Here is a 23,510-nt window from a genome sequence, read left to right on the forward strand (position 1 = left end):
AAGTCCTTAGGAGTTTTAACTCACGTGAATCAAGATCAACTTCCCGGCTCGTTCTTCGGTCCCTCAACGCTTGTTGAATTGTTACAGCATCGCGCTGCCCACCAGGGCGACGATATTGGATTTCGCTTTCTCGTTGACGGTGAGAAAGAATCCATTGAGTGGACCTATGCTGGCGTAGATCGTAAGGCCCGCGCCATTGCGGCATCGCTGCAGGCAATGGGGCTCGAGGGAGAGCGAGCGCTGCTGCTTTATCCTTCCGGGCTCGACTTCGTCGCCGCGTTCTTTGGCTGTCTCTACGCGGGCGTTACCGCTGTGCCGGCCTACCCGCCGCGTCGCAATCGCAATATGGCCCGCATCCAAGCAATCGCCAACGATGCGTCGGCCGCTATCGCGCTGACTACTTCTGACGTTCTTGAGCGTGTTCAGATCATGATCAGCGACACCCCTGTGTTGCAACAAATGCGATGGCGTGCAACTGACCAATGGGAAGAAGAACTGAGCGATAGCTGGACCCATCCTGACGTACACGGCGATACACTGGCATTCCTGCAATACACCTCCGGCTCGACGGGTACGCCCAAAGGGGTGATGCTTACCCACTCGAATCTCATGCATAACTCAGCGATGATCGCTTATGCGTTCGAGCATTCTCGCTCGGGTAGTGGTGTGTTCTGGTTGCCGCTGTATCACGACATGGGCCTCATTGGCGGCATCCTACAGCCGCTCTATATGGGCCGGCCGAATATGCTGTTCTCGCCCACACACTTCCTGCAGCGACCGCTCCGTTGGCTGCAAATCATGACGCAAACGGGTGCGACCATTTCCGGAGGCCCCAACTTTGCCTACGATCTGTGTGCAGAGAAAATCACTTCCGAGCAAAAGAAGCAGCTCGATCTCAGCCGCTGGTCACTGGCCTTCAACGGTGCGGAGCCCGTTCGTGCGGAAACCATGGACCGCTTCAGCGAAGCATTCGCCGAGTGCGGCTTCCGCAAAGAGGCATTCTACCCCTGCTACGGCTTGGCCGAGGCGACGCTCATCGTGGCTGGTGGCTACAAGCAGACCGAGCCGGTCGTACGCACCTTCGATATTGCTGCCTTGGAAGAACACCGGGCGGTTGGAATTGATGCGTCAGATAAGAACGCCCGCCGATTGGTGGGCAGCGGCGGCAATTTGCTCGATCAGAACATCGTGATTGCCGACCCGAAAACCTTTGAAGCTCGCGAGGAAAACCAAGTCGGCGAGATTTGGGTTTCCGGCCCTAGTGTGGCTCAGGGCTATTGGAAGCGTGAGGAAATCTCCAAAGACACGTTCCAAGCAAAACTTAGCGATGGTCGCGGTCCTTTCCTGCGTACAGGCGACTTGGGCTTTCTCTCCGATGGCGAACTTTTCGTCACGGGCCGCTTGAAAGACTTGATCATCTTGCGCGGAGTGAATCACTACCCGCAAGACATCGAATTGACAGTTGATGGTGCTCACGAACATCTCAAGCCAGGCGCTGGTGCAGCGTTTGCTGTGGGTCCCGATGGCGAGGAGCGTTTGGTGGTTGCGCAAGAGACCAATCGCCGTCGCGATATGAATGTCGGAGAGATTTTCGATGCGATTCGCAAGCAGGTGGCCAACAGCCACGAACTGGCCGTGTCGGCTATCGTACTGCTTAAGACGGGTAGCATCCCTAAAACTTCCAGCGGTAAAATCCAACGCCATGCCTGCCAAGCCGGCTACCAAGCGGGCACGCTGGCGGCATTGGCCATGTGGACTGCCGAGGGTGGCATCCAAGAGATTGCTGCTTCCGTGCGGCGTACCACCGATGACGACGCCCAGCTTGATTCCGATGGAATGGAGGCTGCTGCAGACGTTATTGACGACGAGGGCCTAGAGGACGCAGCTGCTTCCTCGGTGCAAGAGACGATTGCACCGAAGCCTCTACAGAAGAAGTCTGTTGCGAAGAAGCCACTGAGTGTCGAACCGGCTCAGCGGAATGGTGCGATCGCGAAGAGATCAGGCTCGAAAGAGCTCGCTTCTAAGCCGCAAGCGGCGGGCGATCAATCCGAGGAAGGGCATGAGCTGTCTGCCCAACAGCAGGACATTGCGGAGAAAGTATTCGAGCAAGTTCGCTTGATTGGCAAGGAACGTGCGAAAGATCTGGAGTGGAGTACCAACATCGTTGAGATGGGTCTTGACTCGCTAGAACGCATGGAGATCGTCGCTGCGTTGGAAGATGCCTTTGGTGGCCGATTCCCAGATCACGTGCTCCCGAATATGGAAACCTGTGGCGAAGTTGTCGAAGCGATTGAGGAGCACTTGGGTGGCAAGCTGATTGATCGCACCCAGCCTCGCGAAAACCTTGCTATCCCCGAGGAAAACTACATCTTCGCGCAGTCGATGGAATATCGTCGCCTGCAAGAAAACAAGAAAGTCTTCACTGACACTGGCAGAAAACCGTTCTTTACAGTGCACGAAGGGGTCACGAACGATCGGACTACGATTGACGGCCAAGAGTACATCAACTTCTGCAGCTACAACTATTTGGGCATGTCTGGCGATCCCGTGGTAACCAAAGCCGCCCGTGACGCTGTACAGAACTACGGTACAAGTGTTTCGGCAAGCCGACTGGTCTCTGGCGAAAAGCCGTTGCACGGCAAACTCGAGCGGGGCATTGCCGACTTCATCGGCACCGAGGAAGCCCTCGTGTTTGTCGGCGGCCACTCGACCAACGAGTCGGTCATCGGACATATGTTCGGCCCCGGAGACTTGATCCTCCACGATGCCCTTTCGCATAACAGCATCATGCAGGGTGCCATCCTCTCAGGTGCTCGTCGTCGGCCTTTCCCACATAATGACTGGGAAGCCTGCGGGCGCATTCTGCGAGAGATTCGTCACGAATATCAGCGAGTGCTGATTGTCGTGGAAGGTGTTTACAGCATGGACGGCGACTATCCCGAATTGCCCAAGTTTGTCGAGATCAAGAAAGAGCAAAAGGCTTACCTCATGGTCGACGAAGCACACTCGATTGGCACCATGGGCCGGCGCGGGCGCGGCATGGTTGAGCATTTCGACCTCAATCCTAGAGACGTCGATGTGTGGATGGGAACGCTGAGCAAATCGTTTGGCAGCTGCGGCGGGTATATTGCCGGGCAAGCGGAACTGATTGACTACCTGAAGTACACCGCACCCGGTTTTGTGTTTAGCGTGGGTCTCTCTCCTGCCAATGCGGGCGCGGCACTTGCTTCGCTCGAACTGCTACAGGATGAGCCAGAGCGCGTCGCCAAGCTGGCAGAGAATTCACGACTGTTCTTAGAACTTGCCCAAGCGGCAGGCCTCGACACCGGCACGAGCAACAACACCGCCGTCGTACCTGTTATCATGGGGAGCTCGCCCCATGCAATGGCACTCTCCACGGGACTATTCGATCGTGGCATCAACGTTCAACCGATCATCCATCCGGCTGTCGAAGAAAGCGCCGCCCGACTCCGATTCTTTATCACTACGGATCACACTACAGAGCAAATCCGACAGACGGTGCGGGCAGTGGCTGAAGAGCTGGATAAGATAGACCCAACCTACCGCAAGGGTCATCCCCTGCCATCGGTCGCAACGCACGGCGTTGCAGTAGAGCCCGTCTCCAGTTTGCCGCCGCGATAGGTAGAATCGTTATGACAAGTATAGGTCCTACAGCGGCTTGCAAGGGAATCTCAACGTCTAAGAATCGGACTGATTTTCGTGATTCGGGGAGCGAATCACGCCATAATTGCGACATTGTAGTTCTACTGCGGCAACTTGGCATTTTCTTTACTCTCTTCCCCAGACAGGTTAAGATCAACTGTGGGGAGATTGTCACTAGAAACCACGGCCGCACTCTTGGCTGTGTTTAGTTGCTTACGTAGTGAAGGCGTAAAGATTGGCTAAGGTCGATTGAGCGTTAGCTCTGCGTTTGCACGCATCCGGAACAAGAAAGAGGTCCGCCAATGTCGCAAGCGATTGTCGACCCCGCTGAGCTGCGCCGCTTCGCGCACCAACTTCGCCAGTTCAATGCCGAACTAGAAGAGCGGCTTTCAACACTTGGCAACCAGCTACATGTGCTCAGCGCTACTTGGCGAGACCAAGAGCAAAAGAAATTCTCGGAAGAATTCGAACAAATCCTCCGCCTCCTCGGCCGTTCTATCGAAGCGACCAACGAGTACACGCCGTTCTTGCTCAGAAAAGCCGAACGCATCGAAGAGTACCTTCAACAACGCTAGTTGGAACCTCCGCAAAGTTTTTTTGTGACACCCTGCCATGTCAAATCCCGCCCAGGTACGAAATTCGCAATCGATTGAAGATCTGCGCGCTGGGATAACACGTTTCGGCATGCGAGCCCAGTCAGCCTTAGACCTGCTTGAAGGGGAGTTGCAACGGGCCGCAGAGTGGATCGACCACGAGCAGCCTGCGTACTGGAAGACCCAGCGCCGCAATGCGGAAGAAGAAGTCAACCTAGCGAAGCTCGATCTCGAACGCTGCCTGATGTTCCCAGCGGTCTCCGGCGAGCGTCCAGCCTGCTATGAAGAGCGCGAGCGCTTACACGCAGCTAAGCGCCGCAGGGAATACTGTCACGAGAAGGCTGAGTCGGTTCGCCATTGGAAGCAAACACTCAACCACGAGCTTTTCGAGTACCAAGGTCGGGTCGGCCAGCTTCGCGAGCAACTTACTGTGGGTGTTCCGCACGCCGTGGCCCAACTCAAGATCATTCTCAATCGTTTGGCGAACTACACCGTTGAGCAGTCGCTACCCGCTGGAACTCAAGAATCTACGCAAACGACAACCGACGAGGCACCCTGACCGTTATGCGTCGCAGCGATCTCCATACCGGCAGTGCCCAGCTTCGCGACGCGTTCGACGAGTTGTTACAGCTGTGGAATGAAGTCTCCGAAGACTGGAACGACTCGGTAAGTCGCCGGTTTTGCGAGCAAGAACTTGAACCCCTTGCCCCGCTGGTGAAACTTTCCCTGGAAGCGATGAATCGCACCACACAAATCGTCAGCGATATGCACCGCGACTGTGAAGATCAACTCAAGTAGCCAGAAGAACAAGCAAGCATCCAGTTAAGTTAGCAGTCGATTAAGTAAGCAGCAAATGGCATCAGAAACTCCAACTACCCGATCAGAGAGGGCCTCCCAACCGGTGGTCTCGACACGGCGTGTGCTGGAGCTGATGTCCGAACTACAACAAGCGGCTAACAAGCGGGCGGAAGAAGAATCACGACTTCACACCCAGTACAAAGACAGCATTACTCTCGCGGATCAAGACAACACCTCGCAGTTAGCGACGCTCGTCAAACAGAAGCTTGCCCGCCGACGTGCGCTTGAGAACGAATACGCCGAAACAAAGCAACAGGCGGCAGCCAAAGCGCAGGCCGCGCAGGAGCAAATCGAGACAGAGTTGGCTACTAGGCTGGCTGCCCTCGACAAACTGCACGCAGACACGCAGAAGGCGGCTGAACACCAGAAAAATGAATCTCAATGGGAGGCGATGTCGCTGTTTGATGGCGTGAAGGACCAGCCCAGGCAGCAATTGAAAGAGAAGCTCGCCTACATCGACGCCCAGAGTCGTCAGGTGGCAGGGCTCAGCCGAGATGCGGGCTCACTGCTCGCCTTGCGTAGGCTGACCAGCGCCGGCGAGAGAGTCTCTGCCGAGACTACGTCCATGGAGGACGATCTCGCCCAGATCCCCGAGCCAACCGCAGCGCTCACGGCTACCGTGACTCAATTGCGCGAGCAAGTGCTTGCACTGCAAGATCAGCGCACTGCATCGCTGTTTCTCGAAGGCTGGCGACCGGTGGCTTGGTTCTTGCCGAGTGCTGTCCTCGCAGCCATTCCCTCATGGCTTTTGGCTGCGGGATCAATCCCTTTGGCGCTCCTGGGAACACTCGGCGGCGGAATAGCGCTAACGCTTGTTGTGCTCGCGATCTCCATGCCCCTAGGACGAAAAAAAACGCTCTACGCCTATCAGGACATTCTAAACAAACTCCAAGAAGCAAAACTCTTCGAGAAGCAAGCCCGGGCAACGGCCCAAACTGCTTGCGAGCAACAAGAGACGGCCCACGTTGTCAATCGCGATCACGATCTCTCCCAAGCCGACCGAAAGTGCCTTCAAGCGATCACCACAAGCGAAACCCAGCGCAATCGTCAGCACGAAACACTTACGACTGATGCAAGTACGAAGCTTAGGGAACTGGCAACACAGCGCAAAGCGGCGATTGACGCTGCCGATGAGAAATACCCGGCCTTGCTTGATCAGCACGCCAAAGATCGTCAGGACGCTGAAGAGCAACTTGCGAAGAATCACCAAGAGATTCTTCGATCAGCCGAAACAGATCGCGATGTCGCTTGGGAGGCAATGCGAGTTCAGTGGGAGGAGGCCTACCAGAGAATCACCTCTGAACTCACCTCTGCTAACGAGTTGTGCGCGCGATTATTCCCCGAGTGGCAAGATGAGGACTTCGGTTCTTGGCAACGCCCGACGAACTTGCCTGGATCGATGAAGTTCGGATCGGCCCGATTACCGATGAAGACTATCCGCAATGGCATCTCCTCCGACGAGCGTCTGCAACCACCGACCGATCATCTCACGCTGCCGGCGTTGATGACCTTGGACGACCAACCGAATCTTCTCATCTCTTCCAAGGGGTCGGCCCGACCTCAGGCCTGTGAGATTCTACAAGTCCAGCTGTTGCGATTCCTCACGACCGCTCCGGCAGGAAAGTTGCGCATCACGGCCATCGATGCCGCAGGGCTGGGCGAGAACTTCAGTGGGTTTGCCCACCTAGCCGATCATCACGATCAGCTCATGGGCAAGCAGATTTGGACCGACAGCAAGGACATCGCCTATCAACTGCGCTTAGTCTCCGATCACATTGAAAATGTTCTTCAGAATTACCTGCGGAACGACTTCGCGACCATCCATGAATATAACGAGCACGCCGGCGAAGTGGCCGAGCCCTACCGGGTGATCGCCGTGGCCAACTTTCCCGAAGGCTTTAACGAAGCGAGCGCTAAGCGGCTTGAAAACATCGCCGCCGCTGGTCCGCGTTGCGGAGTGCATGTGCTGCTAAGCATCGATGAAGACCTACGCTTGCCGCACGAGTTTTCACTCGATCCAATCCGCGAGAGCTCCGTTCAGCTCCAGTGGTGCGAAGACCGGTTCGTCTGGAAATACCCACTCTTTGAACGGCTCCCCCTGCAGCTGGACAAGCTGCCCAACACGGATTGCCTGAATGAGGTCCTTCGCCAAGCAGGCGAAGCTTCGCGCGTAGCCAGCAAGGTCGAAGTGCCGTTCTCAATCATCGCCCCCAACCGGGACAACCTGTGGACAAGCAACAGTGGTCGCGGACTCACCGCTCCCATTGGTCGTGCGGGTGCACGTCAGTTGCAAAATCTCTCGCTAGGGCGGGGCACTTCGCAGCATGTGTTGATCTCCGGCAAGACTGGTTCCGGCAAGAGTACGCTCCTGCACGCCATGATCACCAATTTGGCCATGCACTACGGGCCCGATCAACTTGAGTTCTATCTGGTTGACTTCAAGAAAGGTGTCGAATTCGCCGCTTATGCCACCGGCAAGCTGCCGCATGCTCGTGTGATTGCGATAGAGAGCGAGCGAGAATTTGGCGTCAGCGTACTGGAAAGGCTGGATGAGGAGCTGCGTCGCCGTGGCGAATTGTTCCGCAAGCATGGCGTACAAGACGTCGCTGGACTTCGCTCGGCTGCCCCTGAGGAATTGCTGCCGCGGACCGTCTTGATAATCGACGAATTCCAAGAGCTGTTTGTAGCCGACGACCGATTGGCCCAAGATGCCGCGCTGCTAATGGATCGCCTTGTTCGCCAAGGCCGAGCGTTCGGCATTCATGTGATTCTCGGTTCGCAGTCGCTCTCGGGGGCTTATTCGCTCGCTCGTAGTACGCTGGGGCAGATGGCTGTGCGAATTGCGCTTGAATGCAGCGAGGCGGATGCGAATCTCATCCTCAGTGACGAGAACGGCGCCGCGCGCCTTCTCACCCGGCCTGGCGAGGCAATCTACAACGATCAAAACGGCTTCGTCGCCGGCAACCACACTTTCCAAGTCGCTTGGCTGCCGGATGACCAACGGCGAGTCTATTTGACTCAGCTGGAAGCACAGGATCCACAACTGGCTGCGCAGTTTGAGCCGGCTATCGTTTTCGAGGGCAACGTCGCCGCGGACCCCAGCAGTAACAAAGCCTTGTCCGACACGCTTCGCGGTTACGCCGTAGATACACCCGGTTTTTGGCTCGGCAGTTCGGTGCGCATTGAACCACCGCAACGAATATCATTGCAAAGGCAAAGCGGCGCAAACTTGGCGATCGTCGGTGGCGAAGAAGCGATGGCCGTTGGCATGCTTACCACGGCGGCAATTTCGCTCGCTGCCACGGCTAGCGAGTTGCCAGCCCGGCTTACTATTTTCGACGGCACGCGGGTAGATGCGGAAGAACGCGAGCAATGGAAACCCATTGTTGATCTGTTTGGCGAGCGCGTGGAGCATGTGGTGCCTGCCGACGGTTCCGCGGCAATGGGCCAGATCTACGAATTGCTGCTTGCTCGCTCCAAGGATTCAGAATCCCACCACGCTTCGCAATTCGTCGTCATTCACGATCTTTCACAATTCCGTGATCTACGCCTCACCGAGGACGAGTTCAGCTTTGCCAACGGCGGAGCTAACAAGCCGCCGTCCCCGGACAAGCAATTTCGGCAGTTGCTGCGAGAAGGACCCGCGGTCGGTATTCATTTCTTGCTGTGGTGCGAATCCTACAACAGCCTCACTCGCGTGATCGATCGACTCACTCTGCGCGAGATCGATTTCCGTGTCGCTATGCAAATGAGCGCAGCAGATTCTACTAGTCTGATCGACTCACCCGCGGCGGCTCAATTGGGTGAGCACCGAGCTCTGTTCTATCGAGACGATCTGGGCACTCAAACCAAGTTCCGCCCGTACGGCCGACCGAGCCAAGCTTGGCTTGTAAGAGTCGCGGCGGACCTCCAGCAATCTGCAGAGCCTGCCCTCTGAGTCGCTCCGACCTGCTGGCCGCTCCTTCCGTTGATTCGGTGATCGGTTAAACTGGTTCCAACGCTTAACTCTTGCGCCCGCACAATGCGAGCTTCGAGGCCAAAAGGGATATCCAAGTCGCCAATTGGGTGAAATGTGGGCGAAACACGAGTCTCACGAAGACAAGCCGATCGCCTATTTCCAAAGCGAGAGTCTGATGTTAGCCGCCGACCTTGGTCGACGCGGGGCTTGAATCCAGACCGCACGTCGACCAAGGTCGGCTAATATTTCAACTGAACAATACCAACTGTTAACTGAAGACCAATTCCCTGTGACGCTTGTAGCTCTAGAAGACGTAACCATTGGCTTTCGTGGTCCACCCTTGTTGGACTCGGTAGGCTGCCGCATAGAACAAGGCCAGCGAATCGGTCTGCTCGGCCGCAACGGTGCTGGCAAAACCACGCTCATGAAGCTAGTCTCGGGAGCCCTCCAGCCGGACGAGGGCCGTGTGGTTGTAGCACCGGGCGTGCGCGTCACACAACTACGGCAAGATGTGCCGCGAGATTTGCATGGCTCGGTCGAAAGCATTGTGGCTCAGGGCGTGGCCGATACTGCCGAAGATTGGGAAATCGAGCACACTGCTGCCAAGCAAATGACGCTCATGGGGCTGGACGGCGAGGCGGAGTTTGCTGACCTCTCCAGTGGCATGAAACGCCGCGTACTGCTTGCCCAAGCGCTCGTAGGCGAGCCCGATGTGCTACTGCTCGATGAGCCGACCAACCACTTGGACGTGAATGCGATCATCTGGCTAGAAGAATTCCTCGCCTCCTGGCGAGGCACTTTGTTGTTTGTCACACACGACCGTGCTTTCTTGCGACGACTAGCCACACGAATCCTCGAAATCGATCGCGGTCGACTTTATGATTGGACGTGCGACTACGAGACCTTCCTCACACGCAAGGAACAGGTCCTTGCCTCGGAAATGAAACAGAACGCACTGTTCGACAAGAGACTGGCCGAGGAAGAACGCTGGATCCGCCAGGGAATCAAAGCCCGCCGCACGCGCAACGAGGGCCGCGTGAGGGCGCTCAAAGAATTGCGCAACGAGCGCAGTCAACGGCGTGAACGTACGAAAACCAGCACGCTCAAAATCCAAGAACAACGAAAGAGTGGTGCGTTAATAGCAGAAACGGAGGATGTTTCCTTCAGCTACGAAGACGGAACGCCCATCTTTGAAAACTTCTCCACGCTACTCATGCGTGGCGATAAGGTAGGAATCATTGGCCCCAATGGTGCCGGCAAGACAACACTCCTGCGTGTGGTTCTCGGCCAGCTCAAGCCTCAATCGGGCAATATCAAGCTCGGCACGAACCTCGACATCGCTTACTTTGATCAACTCCGTGGTCAGCTCGACCCAGAGGAAACCGTCGAGCATGCGGTGGGCGAAGGTTACGACACAATCGATATGATCAATGAAAAGGGGGAAGCGATCAAGAAGCACATCTACGGTTACCTTCAGGACTTCCTATTTGCACCGGATCGATCGCGCACGCAAATCAAATTCCTATCGGGTGGTGAGCGCAATCGCGTGCTGCTCGCCAAGCTGTTCGCTAAGCCGGCCAATGTGGTTGTGCTCGACGAACCGACGAACGACCTTGATGCTGAGACACTCGAAATGCTTGAGGAACGACTCATCGATTTTGGCGGCACGCTGCTTGTCGTTAGCCACGATCGGGAATTCCTCAATAACGTGGTGACTAGCACCATTGCCTTCGAGCCTGAGGGCGTTAGGGAATACGTCGGCGGCTATGACGATTGGCTCCGTCAACGCAAGTCCACCGACCAAGCCAACAAGCGTGCAGGCGAGCCTGCCGAATCACGCGAAGTGAAAACGGAATCGGTCGTTCAAGCCACTACCAAGCCCGCTAAACGCTCGTACAAAGACCAACGGGAGCTCGACGGGCTGCCCGCCTTGATCGAAAAGCTTGAGACTAAAATAGCCCAATGGCACAAAAAAATGGCCGAGCCCGAATACTATCAGCAGCCGCGCGAGCAACTCGCCAGCGATCAAGCACAAGTTGACGCCACGCAAGCGAAACTCACCACCGCATATTCGCGATGGGAAGAGTTGGAAGGCTAAAAGGGCCGCTTGCGGCTTAGCTGCGCCTTCCTATCGCTCTTTGATCCCGAGTCCCCTCGTGCCGGCTAAGCCGCAAGCGGCGCTAGCAACACCCATCGGTATCGCAGCAGTCGTCGCCGGGAAGATTCGTCGCGTCATACGCTTGCCCCTTGGTCTCGCGGGGATGACGCACCGCATTGCCTCGGCAATCGTATTCGGTGGCATCCTCGTCTGAAACTGCTTTGTGTGGCTCAATAGGTGTGATCTGAGCGGCGTATGGCTCGCGATTGTAGATTTCAAACGTCTTCGCACATACTGCCGTTCGCACCCCACGGTTTAGCACGTGCCCATCGTCGTCGATCACCTGCTTCCACGGACCGTTGTAGATCACCGCCTGCTTGTGATCCTTGCAGGGCCCTTCTTTGCCTTTGTAAGCGCGAATCGTCACACTGCGAAACTCGATCCCCTCGACCACTGCCCAAGCATCATCTTGCCGGCTGAGGATTTCCACACCGTAGAATCCTGCCTGTTCGAATGCGGCTAAGAACTCATCCTCAACGAACGCCCCACTGATGCAACCGCTCCACAGACTCGCATCTTTCTGTAAATGCTCAGGCACTTGCTCGTCGCTCACAATGTCGGAAATCACTGCCCGCCCACCGCGTTTAAGCACGCGGAAGATTTCAGTGAACAATTGCTGGCGATCTTCATTGCTCACGAGATTGAGCACGCAGTTGGAAACTATGACATCGACGGAGTCATCTGCCACTAACGGTTTAGTCGCTCGCAATTTCTCAGCAACACTCTCAGCTTTCAACCAGTCGGAACTGTTCCCAACCGGATTCGAAATAAGATGCTCTTCAAACGCCTCTAAATCGAGAGCCAAGTCCTGAATGCTACCTTTTCGGAAGTCGACATTCGAATAGCCAAGCTGCTCGCCGATTTGCGATTCGTACTTTCTGGCCAAGGCGAGCATTTCGTCGTTGCGATCAACACCGATTACTTTGCCACCCGCACCAACAATTTGCGAAGCGATATAACAAATCTTTCCACCGCCACTTCCGAGGTCGAGAACCGTTTCACCCGCGGCGACATGCTTGGAAGGATCGCCGCAGCCATAATCGCGCTCGATGATCTCTTCGGGGATGATCTTCAGGTACTGCGGGTCGTAGTCCACAGGACAACAAAGCGCTAGCTCTGCTTCTTGAGCTGCTGCGCCGTAACGGTCTCGAACCGCCTCTTCGACGTTGAGACTTGCAGAATCGTTGGGCTCGATGACTGGCAATTCCATTTCACTCACGACAAGATTTCTCCTGCTGAACTCTAATTTGAGGGATGAAGCGATTTGCTCGCAGCTGTATCTTAGTGCCCACCCAGTACAGCGTCTGTGGGGCTTTTCACTGAGATGGCAACCCTGAGGTGGTCGACAGCCAACTTTGGAAGCCTAGAATAGAAAGTTTCCCGAGCAGCCACCGTTGCTCGGTTAGCCAATCGCCCCCCGCTTCAGCCTCATCATAGGCTCAGCGTTCTATAACACAAATCCACGAGAAAGGCCCCCGTTATGAGTACCATCGTCGATATCCATGGACGCCAAATCCTTGACAGCCGCGGCAATCCCACTGTTGAGGTCGATGTGACGCTGGCCGACGGCACCGTCGGCTCGGCAGCGGTGCCCAGCGGTGCCAGCACGGGCGCCCACGAAGCGTGGGAACTTCGTGATGGCGACGACGCCTACATGGGCAAGGGCGTCATGAAAGCCGTTTCCCACATTAACGACGAAATCGCCGATGAGCTGATCGGCATGGACGCGACCGACCAAATCGCAGTCGATCAGCAAATGCTGCAACTCGACGGCACGCCCAATAAGAGCCGGCTCGGCGCGAATTCCATCCTCGGCGTTTCGCTCGCCACGGCCCACGCCGCTGCTCGCTTCTGCGAATTGCCTCTGTTCCGCTACCTGGGCGGCTCGAATGCTCGTCTGCTACCTGCACCGATGATGAACATCCTGAACGGTGGTGAGCACGCGGACAACTCCGTAGACATTCAAGAATTCATGGTCATGCCACTAGGCTTTGACAACTTTAGCGAAGCACTCCGCTGCGGCTGCGAGATTTTCCACAACCTCAAGAAAGTGCTCGCTGACAAAGGACTGAACACAGCTGTGGGCGACGAAGGTGGCTTCGCCCCGAACTTGGGTGCGAATGCTGAAGCGTTCGACATTATCCTCACGGCAATCGAAAAGGCAGGATACAAGCCGGGCGAGCAAGTGTGGTTCGCCATGGACTGCGCAGCCTCTGAGTTTTACGACTCCGACAAGAAGGTCTACACCATCGATGGCAAAGAACTTGACTCAGCCGGCATGGTCGATTTACTCGCCAGTTGGGTCGACAAGCACCCCATCTGCTCGATCGAAGATGGCTGCGACGAAGACGATTGGGACGGCTGGAAAATGATGACTGAAAAGCTGGGCGACAAGTGCCAGCTCGTCGGCGATGATCTATTCGTCACCAATGTCGAGCGCCTCCAACGCGGCATCGACGAGGGAATTGCCAACAGTATTCTCATCAAGGTGAACCAGATCGGCACGCTCACCGAGACGATCGACAGCATCCGCCTCGCTGACCGCCACGGCTACACCAGTGTCACGAGCCATCGAAGCGGCGAGACCGAGGACGCCACGATTGCTGACTTGGCAGTGGCTTTGAACACCGGCCAAATCAAGACGGGGAGTGCTTCACGTTCCGACCGCATGGCGAAGTACAACCAACTGCTTCGCATTGAAGAAATGCTTGGCTCGACTGCTGAGTACGGCGGGCCGTTGTTTGCCAAGCGTTGAACCTCGGCACTAACGCCTCAGGTATTCCCAGAGACCGGAACTGTCCAGACAGTTCCGGTCTTTCATTTTGTTTAGTGGCGATTTGTTACGAGCACGTGACGAGCAAGATTGCTATAATCACTGGTGGCTAGCTGCTAAGCAGGCAGATTGTGTTTCCTTCCGACCTGGACCTCAGCCATGTTCCGAGCTCAAGTAAGCAGTTCTCTTTTGCTACTCACTCTCATAGGGACGGCCTGTGGCACTTTGTTTGCGGATCAGCGCGTGCTTCTCAACTCGGGCACCGAAATTATTGCGACGCATATAGAAATAGAGGGCGATCGAGTAAAGCTACAGCTGGACGGAGAATCGTCCTTGAGTCTCGCCCTCGACGAAATCGCCAGTATTGCCTCAGTGGACAACCCACATGGCAATAACGCACAGCGGCTACTCCTATCCGCTTTCGAAACTCGCGAGCTTACCGAAAACAAGGCTGGCGCATTGGGCTTGCTATCGGAAGCCTATCGTCAGGCGCCCGGGGATCCGAGAATTGCCTACTGGTATGCTCGCTCTCTGCTCGATAATTCAGAAGGAAAGGCCGCCCAAGCGATTCTTGAAAAACACCGCCAAGAGATCGAGATAGCTTTGCCAGCCCTTGCAGAACCTCTTGCTGCTAGAATAGCCAAGCGAGTGAAAATCGAAGATCTACCAGAGGAACTCGTGCGGCTTATCGACGACGCCCAGAGCAGCGGCGAGAACATGAAACTGGGACGGCATGGCAGGATGCCAGCCTATGCGTATTTTCGCCTCGTGGATCAGGATGGCAATCCTATGCCTCAAACCGAGTTCCGGATGAGTTCTCGCGGCTCGGATGAGTTCTTGAGCGACTGCGGCAATGGATATTACTTTTACGCGTATTCGTATTCCCCAGGATCGAGCCAGCAATACGAGCACTGCACACTCCGAACCGACAACTATCAACTCAAGCAGAAAGAGTTTCAATTCTCGGGGAGTTTCAACCACGCGAAGGATGCAGGAGAGTTGGTCGTAAGTCGTTTCTCCGACGACGACAAACTGCCTGTCGTAGTGTTGCTGTTAGATACGCAAGGGCGTCCTGTAGAGGGCGCGACCGCCAGCTTGCGTATGAGTAACAGTTCCAACTCGGCCCCAGAAACTTACAGGTCTGATGCCAAGGGGCTTCTCAAACTGAAATGCTTCCCGACAAAACTTTACCTTTCTGTGCAGGCCAAAGGATACAACAGCCAGCAGCTGTCTCTGAGTCTCCAGAACGCTCAGAAAGGCGCGACTGTCGAACGCGAAATGAAACTCTATCCGGGGGTAACGGCAACCCTCCGTTTAGCATGGCAGACCAAGATGCAACAAGTCCCCAATCAGCAACCGCGGGTTAGCTCAGGGGAATCGCTGCTGAAAATTGTTGCTGGCAAAATCATTGCAAACCAAAACTGGCCCCACTGGCTTAATGTCCGTCAAGATAAAGAAAAACTACTGCTCACCGTAGTGGATCATAGCGCCCACCAGCCCCATCTTGCAGGACAGGCTAGCTGGACCCGAATTGTTCTGCCCCAACCTGACGAGCAACTAGGCGATGGTACGCTGGTAACTTACGAAGACTTCGCTTTGGATGAACTAGATCAGCACAAAGAAAAGTACCCTAGACCAAAGCAAGTTGCGACCCAACAAAACTCGCATGGCGCACAGGGTAGCTATGCAATTCGACCCGATGCCATCTTTCTCGGCGAGTTATCCAACGTAATGGGTCGCCCTGGTCGCTACGCATTCAAGATCGAGGTAGAGTCTCTGCGATTGGGACCCTCCAACAAACAACAGTAGCTCCCTGGCAGAGAACCGATGACCTCGCAACCTGATTCACCTCCAATCACCGACTCCCCCTGGTTTTGGTTCGCCCTGTTCAGCGCTGTGGGTTTAGCCGCATTGTTGGCCACTGGGGGGAAGTTTGGCAAACGACAGGCTGGCATCGAGAACCGTTACAAGGCCCGGGCAGCAGTTGCAGAGGGCTACGAGGTCAAATCCGACGCCACAGGCCGCAAGAGCGTTTCTGAGAGCCCCGTGGCTACGCCGGAATACTCGACGCCCAACAAACTGGAAATCCCGCTGTGGCCGCTCCAGTGGACTGTGGGAGCCATCCTCATCGCGAGTGTTGCCATGCTCGTTCGAGGGCGTCGCAAACTTAGCACAGGAGAGGTCCCTTGAGCCTGCTTCTTGAGAACCCAGTCGCCATCGGAGCCATCGGTGCCGTGGCAGCTACCTTTGCCGGGCTGGTGTTCCTGTCGCGTCGCAGTGGCAAATCGGCGGTAGTCTTAGCGCTGGTTCTCATAGCGACTTCTGCACTGCTGACTGTAGAGCGCCTAGTCGTGACCGACCGCGAACAAATCGAGACAGCACTTCACGATACGATGGCAGCCATAGCAGAGAACGACCTCCAGGCCGTGCTCGACCACATTAACCCACAAACTAGTACCGTGTTGGCAGATGCAAAATCGGCTCTACCTTTGGTCCAAGTAAATTCAGCTGGCGCGAGCAACATTGAAACAAAGATTGTGGAAGGTACGCAACCACTAATCGCATCGACTTACTTCCGTGGAATGCTTAACGGAACCACGAAGAAGAGAGGAGTACGAATAGGTTATTTCGACGATGTGCTTGTCGTTTGGACAAAAATAGGCGATCGCTGGCTCATCGAAAGCTACATGATCTATCAGAACGGAATTCCAATCAATGCTACCGCTCGCATTCAGTCACTAAAGTAGTTCAATTGATCGCTGCTTGCTTGGCAAGCCAAGCAATGGACAAGTCTTCGTCTAGTAGAGGCCAATGAATGCCATAGCCACCTGGTGAGAGAGCCGCTTCGCAGCGCTGCTCGGGTGTAGCGCCAATCAAGCGAGGTGAGCAACTATCCCAGGCGATTGAGATCGCTCGATTCTCCAATTCGATGGTAAGCCCAGCCGGACTCGTCCTGATACCTGTTGCAGTGAGTGGCTTAGTGGTTTGCATCTCGGCTATCCTCAATGTGTCGATTCCATTGCTCAACAATCAGCTCAAAGTTCTCAAATACAATCTTGCGGACTTCGCGTCGCAACTGTGGCTTCAATCCATGCGACCAGGCGAAGTCGATATCAAATGCCTCGGGCTTCAACCATATTTTACACTCACAGTCCGCTTTTGTCGCATGAACGTGTATCGGCTCGTTTCCCTCCTCAGAGTAGAAGAATACTCTCCATCCACGAACCTTCAATATTGTCGGCATCTCAGCTCCCCGGTCCCAAATTCCCGCCACGATTGTGCCAAGGCGAGTTGCGATAGAACTGGCGATCCGGCGTGCGAGGGCGAACACCATCGCGGAAGCCATTCGCACCATCGGGATCGAGTTCACCATAAGCAGGGCGGCCAATCGGGGCGCGACCGCCGCCAGGGCCAGGATAGTAGCCGAAACCCGGGAACCCATACCCGCCACCGTAGAAAGGAACACCATAGCCACCTCCGCCATAGCCGGCCCCGTAGCCAGCTGCAAAACCGAAGCCGGGCACAACGGGTGCCCCGCGGCGAGCATCGTGCGCACGTTCCCACTCTGCATCCAGGCCGCCCAAGCCGTTGCCGTAGCTGCGAACTCGATAGTAGGTCTTCACACTGCCATCCGCACCACGTTGGATCGTGCGACTCCGGTCGTAGCCGCTGGTGACTGCTCGCGGATCGTCGAGTGGTTCAATGGCCCGTATGCGTTGATACTGGGCGACGCGTACGCCGGTGTCGGGATCGTGCGTGTAGCGTCCCGGTGCGAAGACCCAGCTAGCAGGCTCGGGTTTCACCACAACCACATGCGTGCAGGTCGTTACACAATCACAACTAGTGGCTCTCGCTCTGCCCGTCAAAGCAAGGGTGGCGAGAACGGCAGCTAACACAAGCTTCCAAAACAGTGGAGATGGGCGAAAAGGGTCTGTCTTGCGACGGTTCATCAGTAGCCTTACACGAAGAGGTAATGGTGCAGGCTTCCGTTCCGGCAGGTATTTCATTGAACCGCAGAGGACACTGAGGTTCACAGAGTAAAATGAGTTCCTGTTTCTTGAAAAAGCAGTGTGATTACGAGCCGACAGGCGTAAGCCATCGGGTAACAAACGCCATGAGTTTTTTGAATATCAACTTGTCTATTGTATGGGTTGGACCTTGAGCTCGTGGTCCTCGGGGTCGTAAACAAACTCTTGTCCTTCAGGAAGTTCTGGGAGTTCTATACCAAGCGGCTTGACAATCTCTTTTTGGTATTCTTCCCAATCCTTAGGCCAGCGATCGTTGATGGCATTGAAGACATTCATCTGGTTTTGCAGCTGAATACGAATCAGCTCATGCTTCGCCCAGAAATGAGCGTGAGCAACGCTTCCAAGATAACTGCCGGCTGCTTTTGATTTGCGTCCCTTCTCAGGTGAGTCGGCATTAAAAGTGGTCGCACCTTCATTCACACCGTGTTCGTCCACAGCCAGCGGTTCGGGCTCTTCAACTTTCGCAGCTTCGGCGATATCAGCTTGCTCACCGGCGGTTAATTCGACATCGGTACCGGGGAGTTCCGGCGTTTCGCAACCAGCGATTGATAGCATGAGTACCAGTGTAAGTGCGTTGTGAGTTCTCATGGTTAGCCAGCATCGGTGCGATGCCGTTCCTGTATTGGGGAGAGTGTACTAGTTCTTTGCCTGAGCGAATGGCGTGCCAAGTTGCCAATTCTTCATCGCTTCAAGTTCGCTGCGAGCGGTCATGTCGAATTTCAGGGGAGTCAGGGTGATGTGCCCTTTTCGCAATAATGTGAGATCCGTATCAAGGTGCGATGGCGGTTGCGGTTGCTCTCCAGTGGCCCAAAAGTAGGACCGATTTCTTGGGTCTTTCCGTCGCTCGAATTCTTCGCCCCAGGGAGCGACGGACATCGGGGCGACGCGAACGTCAGCTGGGTTATCTAGCGCTGCTGCGGGGAGATTCAAGTTAAACAGCTGCGGTTGCTCTTCCTTTTGGTTGAGGACTTGTTCAATGATTGGAACAGCTAAGTCTGCCGCCCGATCGAAGCGGGCCTGCTCGTCGTACTCTAGCGAAACGGCGATACTTGTAATTCCGAAAAAAGCTCCCTCGATCGCTGCGGCTACGGTGCCGCTATACATCACGTTAATTCCGGCGTTCAAACCGCTATTGATCCCGCTGACGACCAAGTCGGGCCGCTGCGGGCACAGCTCGGCAATCGCCAATTTCACACAATCTGCTGGGCTGCCTTCCACGGCCCAGCCGCGTCGACGGGTGCCATCGAATACCTCACGTGCCATCAACGGCGTCAGGTACGTGATGGCGTGACCCACGCCACTTTGTTCGGTGAGCGGGGCGACCACTTGTACGTCGCCTAAAGATTGCAACTGCTGTTCCAAGGCTGCCAGGCCGGGGGCATAGATGCCGTCGTCGTTGGTAAGGAGTATCTGCACGCGTAGTTTTCCTACTGGTTTCCTGCTGTAAGTAGCCTGCTGGCGGGCGTTTGCGGCATTTGTCGATAGAACCCACTCAACCGTCACTATAACCGGCCTGGTTGCGTTGCCACAACGTGCGAGGTCGGAAGACAACTTGGGTGAGGCAAAATGACCACATCTTGGTGGCCACATCCCGGCGGGCCGTTGGCCCGCGGCCATTTTCCCTTGAAAACATCGCCTTACGAATCACGACCCACGCCCTATAATGGCTTGTTTTGCCACGAAGCCGTCTCCCCAACAGAGCCAGTCGCGATGACCAAAACGGCCCCCGCCCCGCCGAATGTTCCCTCAGCCGCTGCTGCCCAGCGCGTGCTTGTGCTCGACTTCGGCTCACAGTATGCCCAGCTTATCGCCCGGAGGGTGCGAGAACAGAATGTTTACTGTGAAATCGTGCGGCACGACATCACGGCCGAGCGTCTCAAGGAACTCGACCCCATAGGAATTATCCTCTCTGGCGGACCGAACAGCGTTTACGAACCCGACGCACCACAATGCGATGCGAAGCTCTTTGAGCTGGGCATCCCCGTGCTGGGTATCTGTTACGGCATGCAGTTGGTTTGCCAAGCACTTGGCGGGAAAGTAGATAACACGCCATCGCGCGAGTACGGCCGTGCGGAGTGCGAGGTCACCGATGCGGGCGACCTATTCGCCAACGTTGCCGCGCAGACCCAAGTTTGGATGAGCCACGGCGATCAAGTGGCCGGCATTGCCGAAGACTTCCTGCCGATGGCGCGTACTTCGACTTGCCCCTACGCAGCAATCAAGCATCGCCAGCTTCCCATCTACGGTTTGCAATTCCATCCCGAGGTCACGCACACGCCCGAAGGCGCGACCGTGTTGGGAAATTTCCTCAATAGCGTGTGCGGTGCCAATGGAACGTGGAAGCTGGGCGATTTTGCCGAGGAAACGATTGCCCGCATTCGCCAGCAAGTGGGAGACGACCGAGTCATTTGTGGATTGTCTGGCGGCGTAGACTCCGCGGTAGTCGCGGCCATTCTGGCGGAAGCTATTGGCGAGCAGCTATCTTGCATTCTGGTCGATAACGGCCTCTTGCGACTCGATGAAGAACGAGCGGTTGTTGAAGAATTCAGCGACCACTTCAAAACGGACCTACATGTCGTAAAAGCAGAAGACCGCTTCCTCGATGTCCTCGACGGTGTGACCGACCCACAAGAGAAACGCCGCCGCATCGGGCACACCTTCATCGAGTGCTTTGCGAGCGAAGCCCAGAAAATTGAAGGTGCCAAGTACTTAGCTCAAGGAACGCTCTATCCCGACGTCATCGAAAGCGGTGCCGCCCCCGACGGTCCGGCAGACACGATAAAGCTTCACCACAACGTGGGAGGTTTGCCAGAGGAATTGGGTTTCGACCTCATCGAACCGCTGCGTGATTTATTCAAAGACGAAGTCCGCCGCCTGGGATTGCAGCTCGGGCTTCCTGAGGAAATCGTCTGGCGGCACCCGTTTCCAGGTCCAGGCTTGGCGGTGCGTTGTCTGGGAGAGGTCACCAAGGGCAGGCTCGATACACTACGGGCAGCTGACGCCATCGTCGTCGGCGAGATCAAAGCAGCTGGGCTTTATAGGGCGACATCCCAATCTTTTGCCGTGCTGTTACCCATCCAAAGTGTTGGCGTCATGGGCGATAGCCGCACTTACGAAGACACGATCGCCGTGCGATCGGTAAACACGGACGACTTCATGACCGCTGACTGGAGCCACTTGCCCTACGAACTACTGGCAAGGATCTCCACCAGAATCATCAACGAAGTGCAGGGCGTGAACCGAGTGGTCTACGACATCAGCAGCAAGCCACCGGCAACGATTGAGTGGGAGTAGAGATTTCAGAGTGTTGATTTATGACTGCTGATTTTTGGAGAGAACTATGAACTGCCAAGAGTTGTCGGAACGCACCAAAGCTTTTGCCTTGAGAATTATTCGACTCGTCAGCAGCCTGCCAAGCACCAATTGAGCCAGGACGCTCGGCAACCAAGTATTGAGATCCGGCACATCGGTGGGCGCGAACTACAGAGAAGCCTGCCGAGCTGGCACTAAGAAACACTTCACATCGATACTCACAATTTCCTTACGCGAAGCAGACGAAACTTCTTACTGGCTGGAATTGCTTGCCGACTCAGAAATCGTTAAGCCCGAGAAACTGAAATCATTGCAGCAGGAGTGCGGGGAACTGATCGCAATCCTTGCTGCCAGCGTAAAGACCTCAAAAGTTAGTCGCCACAACAATCATCAATCTTCACTCTAAAATCACAAATTCTTCCACCATGTCTAAGAAGTACATCTATCAAATCTCCAACCTCACCAAGAAGATCGCCCAGCGCGAGGTTCTCAAGGAGATCTATCTCGCCTTCTACCCAGGCGCGAAGATTGGCGTGCTTGGTCGCAACGGCAGCGGCAAGAGTACACTGTTGCGGATCATGGCAGGCATCGATAAGGAATACGATGGCTCGGCAGAACTGTCTGATGGTTTCACAGTCGGCCTGCTGGAACAAGAGCCGCAGCTCAATAATGCCAAGACGGTGCTAGGAAATGTCGAGGAAGCTGTGACCGAAACGCGTGCCATGCTCGAAGAGTTTGAGCAAATCGGCGACAAGTACGCCGATGTGGCAGATGATCCTGACGCCATGGAAAAACTCATGAATCGTCAGGCGGCACTGCAGGACAAAATCGACGCCGCCAATGCATGGGAAATCGATCGGCAGATCGAAATTGCCATGAGCGCGATGAACCTGCCGCCTGGTGACTCGCCCGTGGACAAGCTTTCCGGCGGTGAGAAGCGTCGCGTGGCTCTCTGCACGATTCTGCTGCAGAAGCCTGATTTACTTCTGTTGGATGAACCGACAAACCATCTCGACGCGGAAAGCATCGCCTGGCTCGAACGTCATCTAGCTGAATACTCAGGTACGATTGTTGCCGTAACGCATGATCGCTATTTCCTCGACAACGTGGCAGGTTGGATCCTGGAACTCGATCGCGGACAGGGCATTCCCTACGAGGGCAACTACACAGCGTGGCTTGAGCAAAAACAAAAGCGATTGGAGCAGGAAGAACGAAAGAAGTCTGCCCGGCAAAAAACGCTTGCACGTGAGTTGGAGTGGATTCGCATGTCGCCCAAGGCGCGACAATCCAAGAGCAAGGCCCGCGTCAACGCCTACGAGCAAATGGTCGCCGAAGAGTTTGAGGACAAGCCCGACGAATTGGAAATCCAAATCCCACCTGGACAGCGACTCGGTGAGAAAGTCATCGAAGGGGTGAATCTGAGCAAGTCCTACGGCGATCGTCTCATTTTCGAGAACTGCAACTTCCGGCTCCCTGCTGGCGGTATCGTGGGGATTATTGGACCGAATGGTGCTGGCAAAACGACGCTGCTGCGCATGCTCATGGGGCAGGAGCAGCCCGACACGGGCGAGTTGCTCGTGGGCGATACGGTCGAACTTGGCTACGTCGATCAATCCCGCGACGACTTGAATCCCGATGCCACGGTTTATGAAGAGATTTCCGGCGGGCTCGACAATTTAGAAATGGGCAAACGCACAATGAACTCGCGAGCGTACGTCTCACGATTCAACTTCAACGGCACCGACCAACAGAAAAAAGTGGGCATCCTCTCCGGTGGTGAACGCAATCGAGTGCATCTGGCTAAGCTACTACGGCGTGGCACGAACGTGCTGCTGCTCGACGAACCGACCAACGATCTGGATGTCGACACATTGCGCGCCCTCGAAGAGGCCGTCGCCAACTTTGCCGGCTGTGCCGTAGTCGTGAGCCATGACCGCTGGTTCTTAGATCGATTGGCCACGCACATTTTGGCTTTCGAAGGCGATGGCTATGTCCACTGGTGCGAGGGCAACTTCCAAACCTACGAGCGCGAACACCGTGAACGCATCGGCAAAGACGCCGATGAGCCCAAGCGTTTCAGATATAGGAAACTGCAACAGAGCTAAGGTACTCAATTGTCAAACAAGTTTAGCCGCGAGCTAACAGCTCGCCGGAGAATTTGAGAAAG

At 55.5% G+C, this 23,510-nt stretch carries 18 protein-coding genes and 1 pseudogene; 13 read left to right on the top strand and 6 right to left on the bottom strand.

Annotation, left to right across the window (positions count from 1 at the left end):
- Nucleotides 1–24: 24 nt before the first annotated feature.
- The 6 genes from HG15A2_RS24145 to HG15A2_RS16375 all read left to right on the top strand — a co-directional run bounded on the left by HG15A2_RS24145 (nucleotide 25) and on the right by HG15A2_RS16375 (nucleotide 11,170).
- Nucleotides 25–3,642: an aminotransferase class I/II-fold pyridoxal phosphate-dependent enzyme gene (locus tag HG15A2_RS24145; protein WP_218932020.1), complete on the top strand. Its 3,618-nt coding sequence runs from the start codon at nucleotides 25–27 to the stop codon at nucleotides 3,640–3,642.
- A gap of 323 nt (nucleotides 3,643–3,965) precedes the next feature.
- Entirely contained in the window at nucleotides 3,966–4,238 is a 273-nt protein-coding gene (locus HG15A2_RS16355; RefSeq protein ID WP_145061390.1) for a WXG100 family type VII secretion target, read from the top strand.
- Between the two features lie 37 nt (nucleotides 4,239–4,275).
- Nucleotides 4,276–4,815, top strand: coding sequence for a hypothetical protein (locus HG15A2_RS16360; RefSeq protein WP_145061392.1), 540 nt, complete (start codon nucleotides 4,276–4,278; stop codon nucleotides 4,813–4,815).
- Between the two features lie 5 nt (nucleotides 4,816–4,820).
- Entirely contained in the window at nucleotides 4,821–5,054 is a 234-nt protein-coding gene (locus HG15A2_RS16365) for a hypothetical protein (RefSeq protein WP_145061393.1), read from the top strand.
- A 133-nt stretch (nucleotides 5,055–5,187) separates the two neighbouring features.
- The gene (locus tag HG15A2_RS16370; protein WP_218932021.1) at nucleotides 5,188–9,051 is read left to right on the top strand and encodes an FtsK/SpoIIIE domain-containing protein; all 3,864 of its coding nucleotides are present in this window, start codon (nucleotides 5,188–5,190) and stop codon (nucleotides 9,049–9,051) included.
- Between the two features lie 310 nt (nucleotides 9,052–9,361).
- Nucleotides 9,362–11,170, top strand: a complete 1,809-nt coding sequence (locus tag HG15A2_RS16375) for an ATP-binding cassette domain-containing protein (protein WP_145061397.1) — start codon at nucleotides 9,362–9,364, stop codon at nucleotides 11,168–11,170.
- An 82-nt stretch (nucleotides 11,171–11,252) separates the two neighbouring features.
- Here the strand turns inward: HG15A2_RS16375 and HG15A2_RS16380 are convergent, their stop codons facing one another.
- Nucleotides 11,253–12,440, bottom strand: a complete 1,188-nt coding sequence (locus HG15A2_RS16380) for a methyltransferase domain-containing protein (protein ID WP_145064110.1) — start codon at nucleotides 12,438–12,440, stop codon at nucleotides 11,253–11,255.
- Nucleotides 12,441–12,710: 270 nt separating this feature from the next.
- Between HG15A2_RS16380 and eno the strand changes: the two genes are divergently transcribed.
- The 4 genes from eno to HG15A2_RS16400 all read left to right on the top strand — a co-directional run bounded on the left by eno (nucleotide 12,711) and on the right by HG15A2_RS16400 (nucleotide 16,750).
- On the top strand, nucleotides 12,711–13,985 hold the full coding sequence (gene eno, locus HG15A2_RS16385; protein WP_145061398.1) for a phosphopyruvate hydratase: 1,275 nt from the start codon (nucleotides 12,711–12,713) through the stop codon (nucleotides 13,983–13,985).
- Nucleotides 13,986–14,162: 177 nt separating this feature from the next.
- The gene (locus HG15A2_RS16390; RefSeq protein WP_145061400.1) at nucleotides 14,163–15,812 is read left to right on the top strand and encodes a tetratricopeptide repeat protein; all 1,650 of its coding nucleotides are present in this window, start codon (nucleotides 14,163–14,165) and stop codon (nucleotides 15,810–15,812) included.
- Between the two features lie 18 nt (nucleotides 15,813–15,830).
- The gene (locus tag HG15A2_RS16395) at nucleotides 15,831–16,193 is read left to right on the top strand and encodes a hypothetical protein (RefSeq protein WP_145061402.1); all 363 of its coding nucleotides are present in this window, start codon (nucleotides 15,831–15,833) and stop codon (nucleotides 16,191–16,193) included.
- Nucleotides 16,190–16,750, top strand: coding sequence for a hypothetical protein (locus HG15A2_RS16400; protein WP_145061404.1), 561 nt, complete (start codon nucleotides 16,190–16,192; stop codon nucleotides 16,748–16,750). The genes HG15A2_RS16395 and HG15A2_RS16400 overlap by 4 nt, the downstream gene beginning before the upstream one ends.
- 1 nt (nucleotide 16,751) lies before the next feature.
- Here the strand turns inward: HG15A2_RS16400 and HG15A2_RS16405 are convergent, their stop codons facing one another.
- The 5 genes from HG15A2_RS16405 to surE form a co-directional block, all read right to left on the bottom strand.
- A complete protein-coding gene (locus tag HG15A2_RS16405) occupies nucleotides 16,752–16,994 on the bottom strand; it encodes a DUF2442 domain-containing protein (RefSeq protein ID WP_145061406.1) in 243 nt (80 codons plus the stop codon).
- The gene (locus HG15A2_RS16410; RefSeq protein WP_145061408.1) at nucleotides 16,981–17,247 is read right to left on the bottom strand and encodes a DUF4160 domain-containing protein; all 267 of its coding nucleotides are present in this window, start codon (nucleotides 17,245–17,247) and stop codon (nucleotides 16,981–16,983) included. Before HG15A2_RS16410 ends, HG15A2_RS16405 begins: the two co-directional genes overlap by 14 nt.
- Nucleotide 17,248: 1 nt before the next feature.
- Nucleotides 17,249–17,953, bottom strand: coding sequence for a hypothetical protein (locus tag HG15A2_RS24150; protein WP_218932022.1), 705 nt, complete (start codon nucleotides 17,951–17,953; stop codon nucleotides 17,249–17,251).
- A gap of 189 nt (nucleotides 17,954–18,142) precedes the next feature.
- On the bottom strand, nucleotides 18,143–18,619 hold the full coding sequence (locus tag HG15A2_RS16420) for a hypothetical protein (RefSeq protein ID WP_145061409.1): 477 nt from the start codon (nucleotides 18,617–18,619) through the stop codon (nucleotides 18,143–18,145).
- Between the two features lie 48 nt (nucleotides 18,620–18,667).
- Nucleotides 18,668–19,447, bottom strand: coding sequence for a 5'/3'-nucleotidase SurE (surE, locus tag HG15A2_RS16425; RefSeq protein ID WP_145061411.1), 780 nt, complete (start codon nucleotides 19,445–19,447; stop codon nucleotides 18,668–18,670).
- A gap of 150 nt (nucleotides 19,448–19,597) precedes the next feature.
- Between surE and guaA the strand changes: the two genes are divergently transcribed.
- The 3 genes and pseudogenes from guaA to ettA all read left to right on the top strand — a co-directional run bounded on the left by guaA (nucleotide 19,598) and on the right by ettA (nucleotide 23,448).
- The gene (gene guaA, locus HG15A2_RS16430; protein ID WP_449185807.1) at nucleotides 19,598–21,325 is read left to right on the top strand and encodes a glutamine-hydrolyzing GMP synthase; all 1,728 of its coding nucleotides are present in this window, start codon (nucleotides 19,598–19,600) and stop codon (nucleotides 21,323–21,325) included.
- Nucleotides 21,326–21,476: 151 nt separating this feature from the next.
- Nucleotides 21,477–21,749 (top strand): annotated as a pseudogene (locus HG15A2_RS25165) (four helix bundle protein); the annotation flags it as partial.
- A gap of 19 nt (nucleotides 21,750–21,768) precedes the next feature.
- Entirely contained in the window at nucleotides 21,769–23,448 is a 1,680-nt protein-coding gene (gene ettA, locus HG15A2_RS16440; RefSeq protein ID WP_145061413.1) for an energy-dependent translational throttle protein EttA, read from the top strand.
- Nucleotides 23,449–23,510 lie beyond the last annotated feature (62 nt).

Origin of the sequence: Adhaeretor mobilis (assembly GCF_007741515.1) — a bacterium.
GTDB lineage: Bacteria > Planctomycetota > Planctomycetia > Pirellulales > Lacipirellulaceae > Adhaeretor > Adhaeretor mobilis.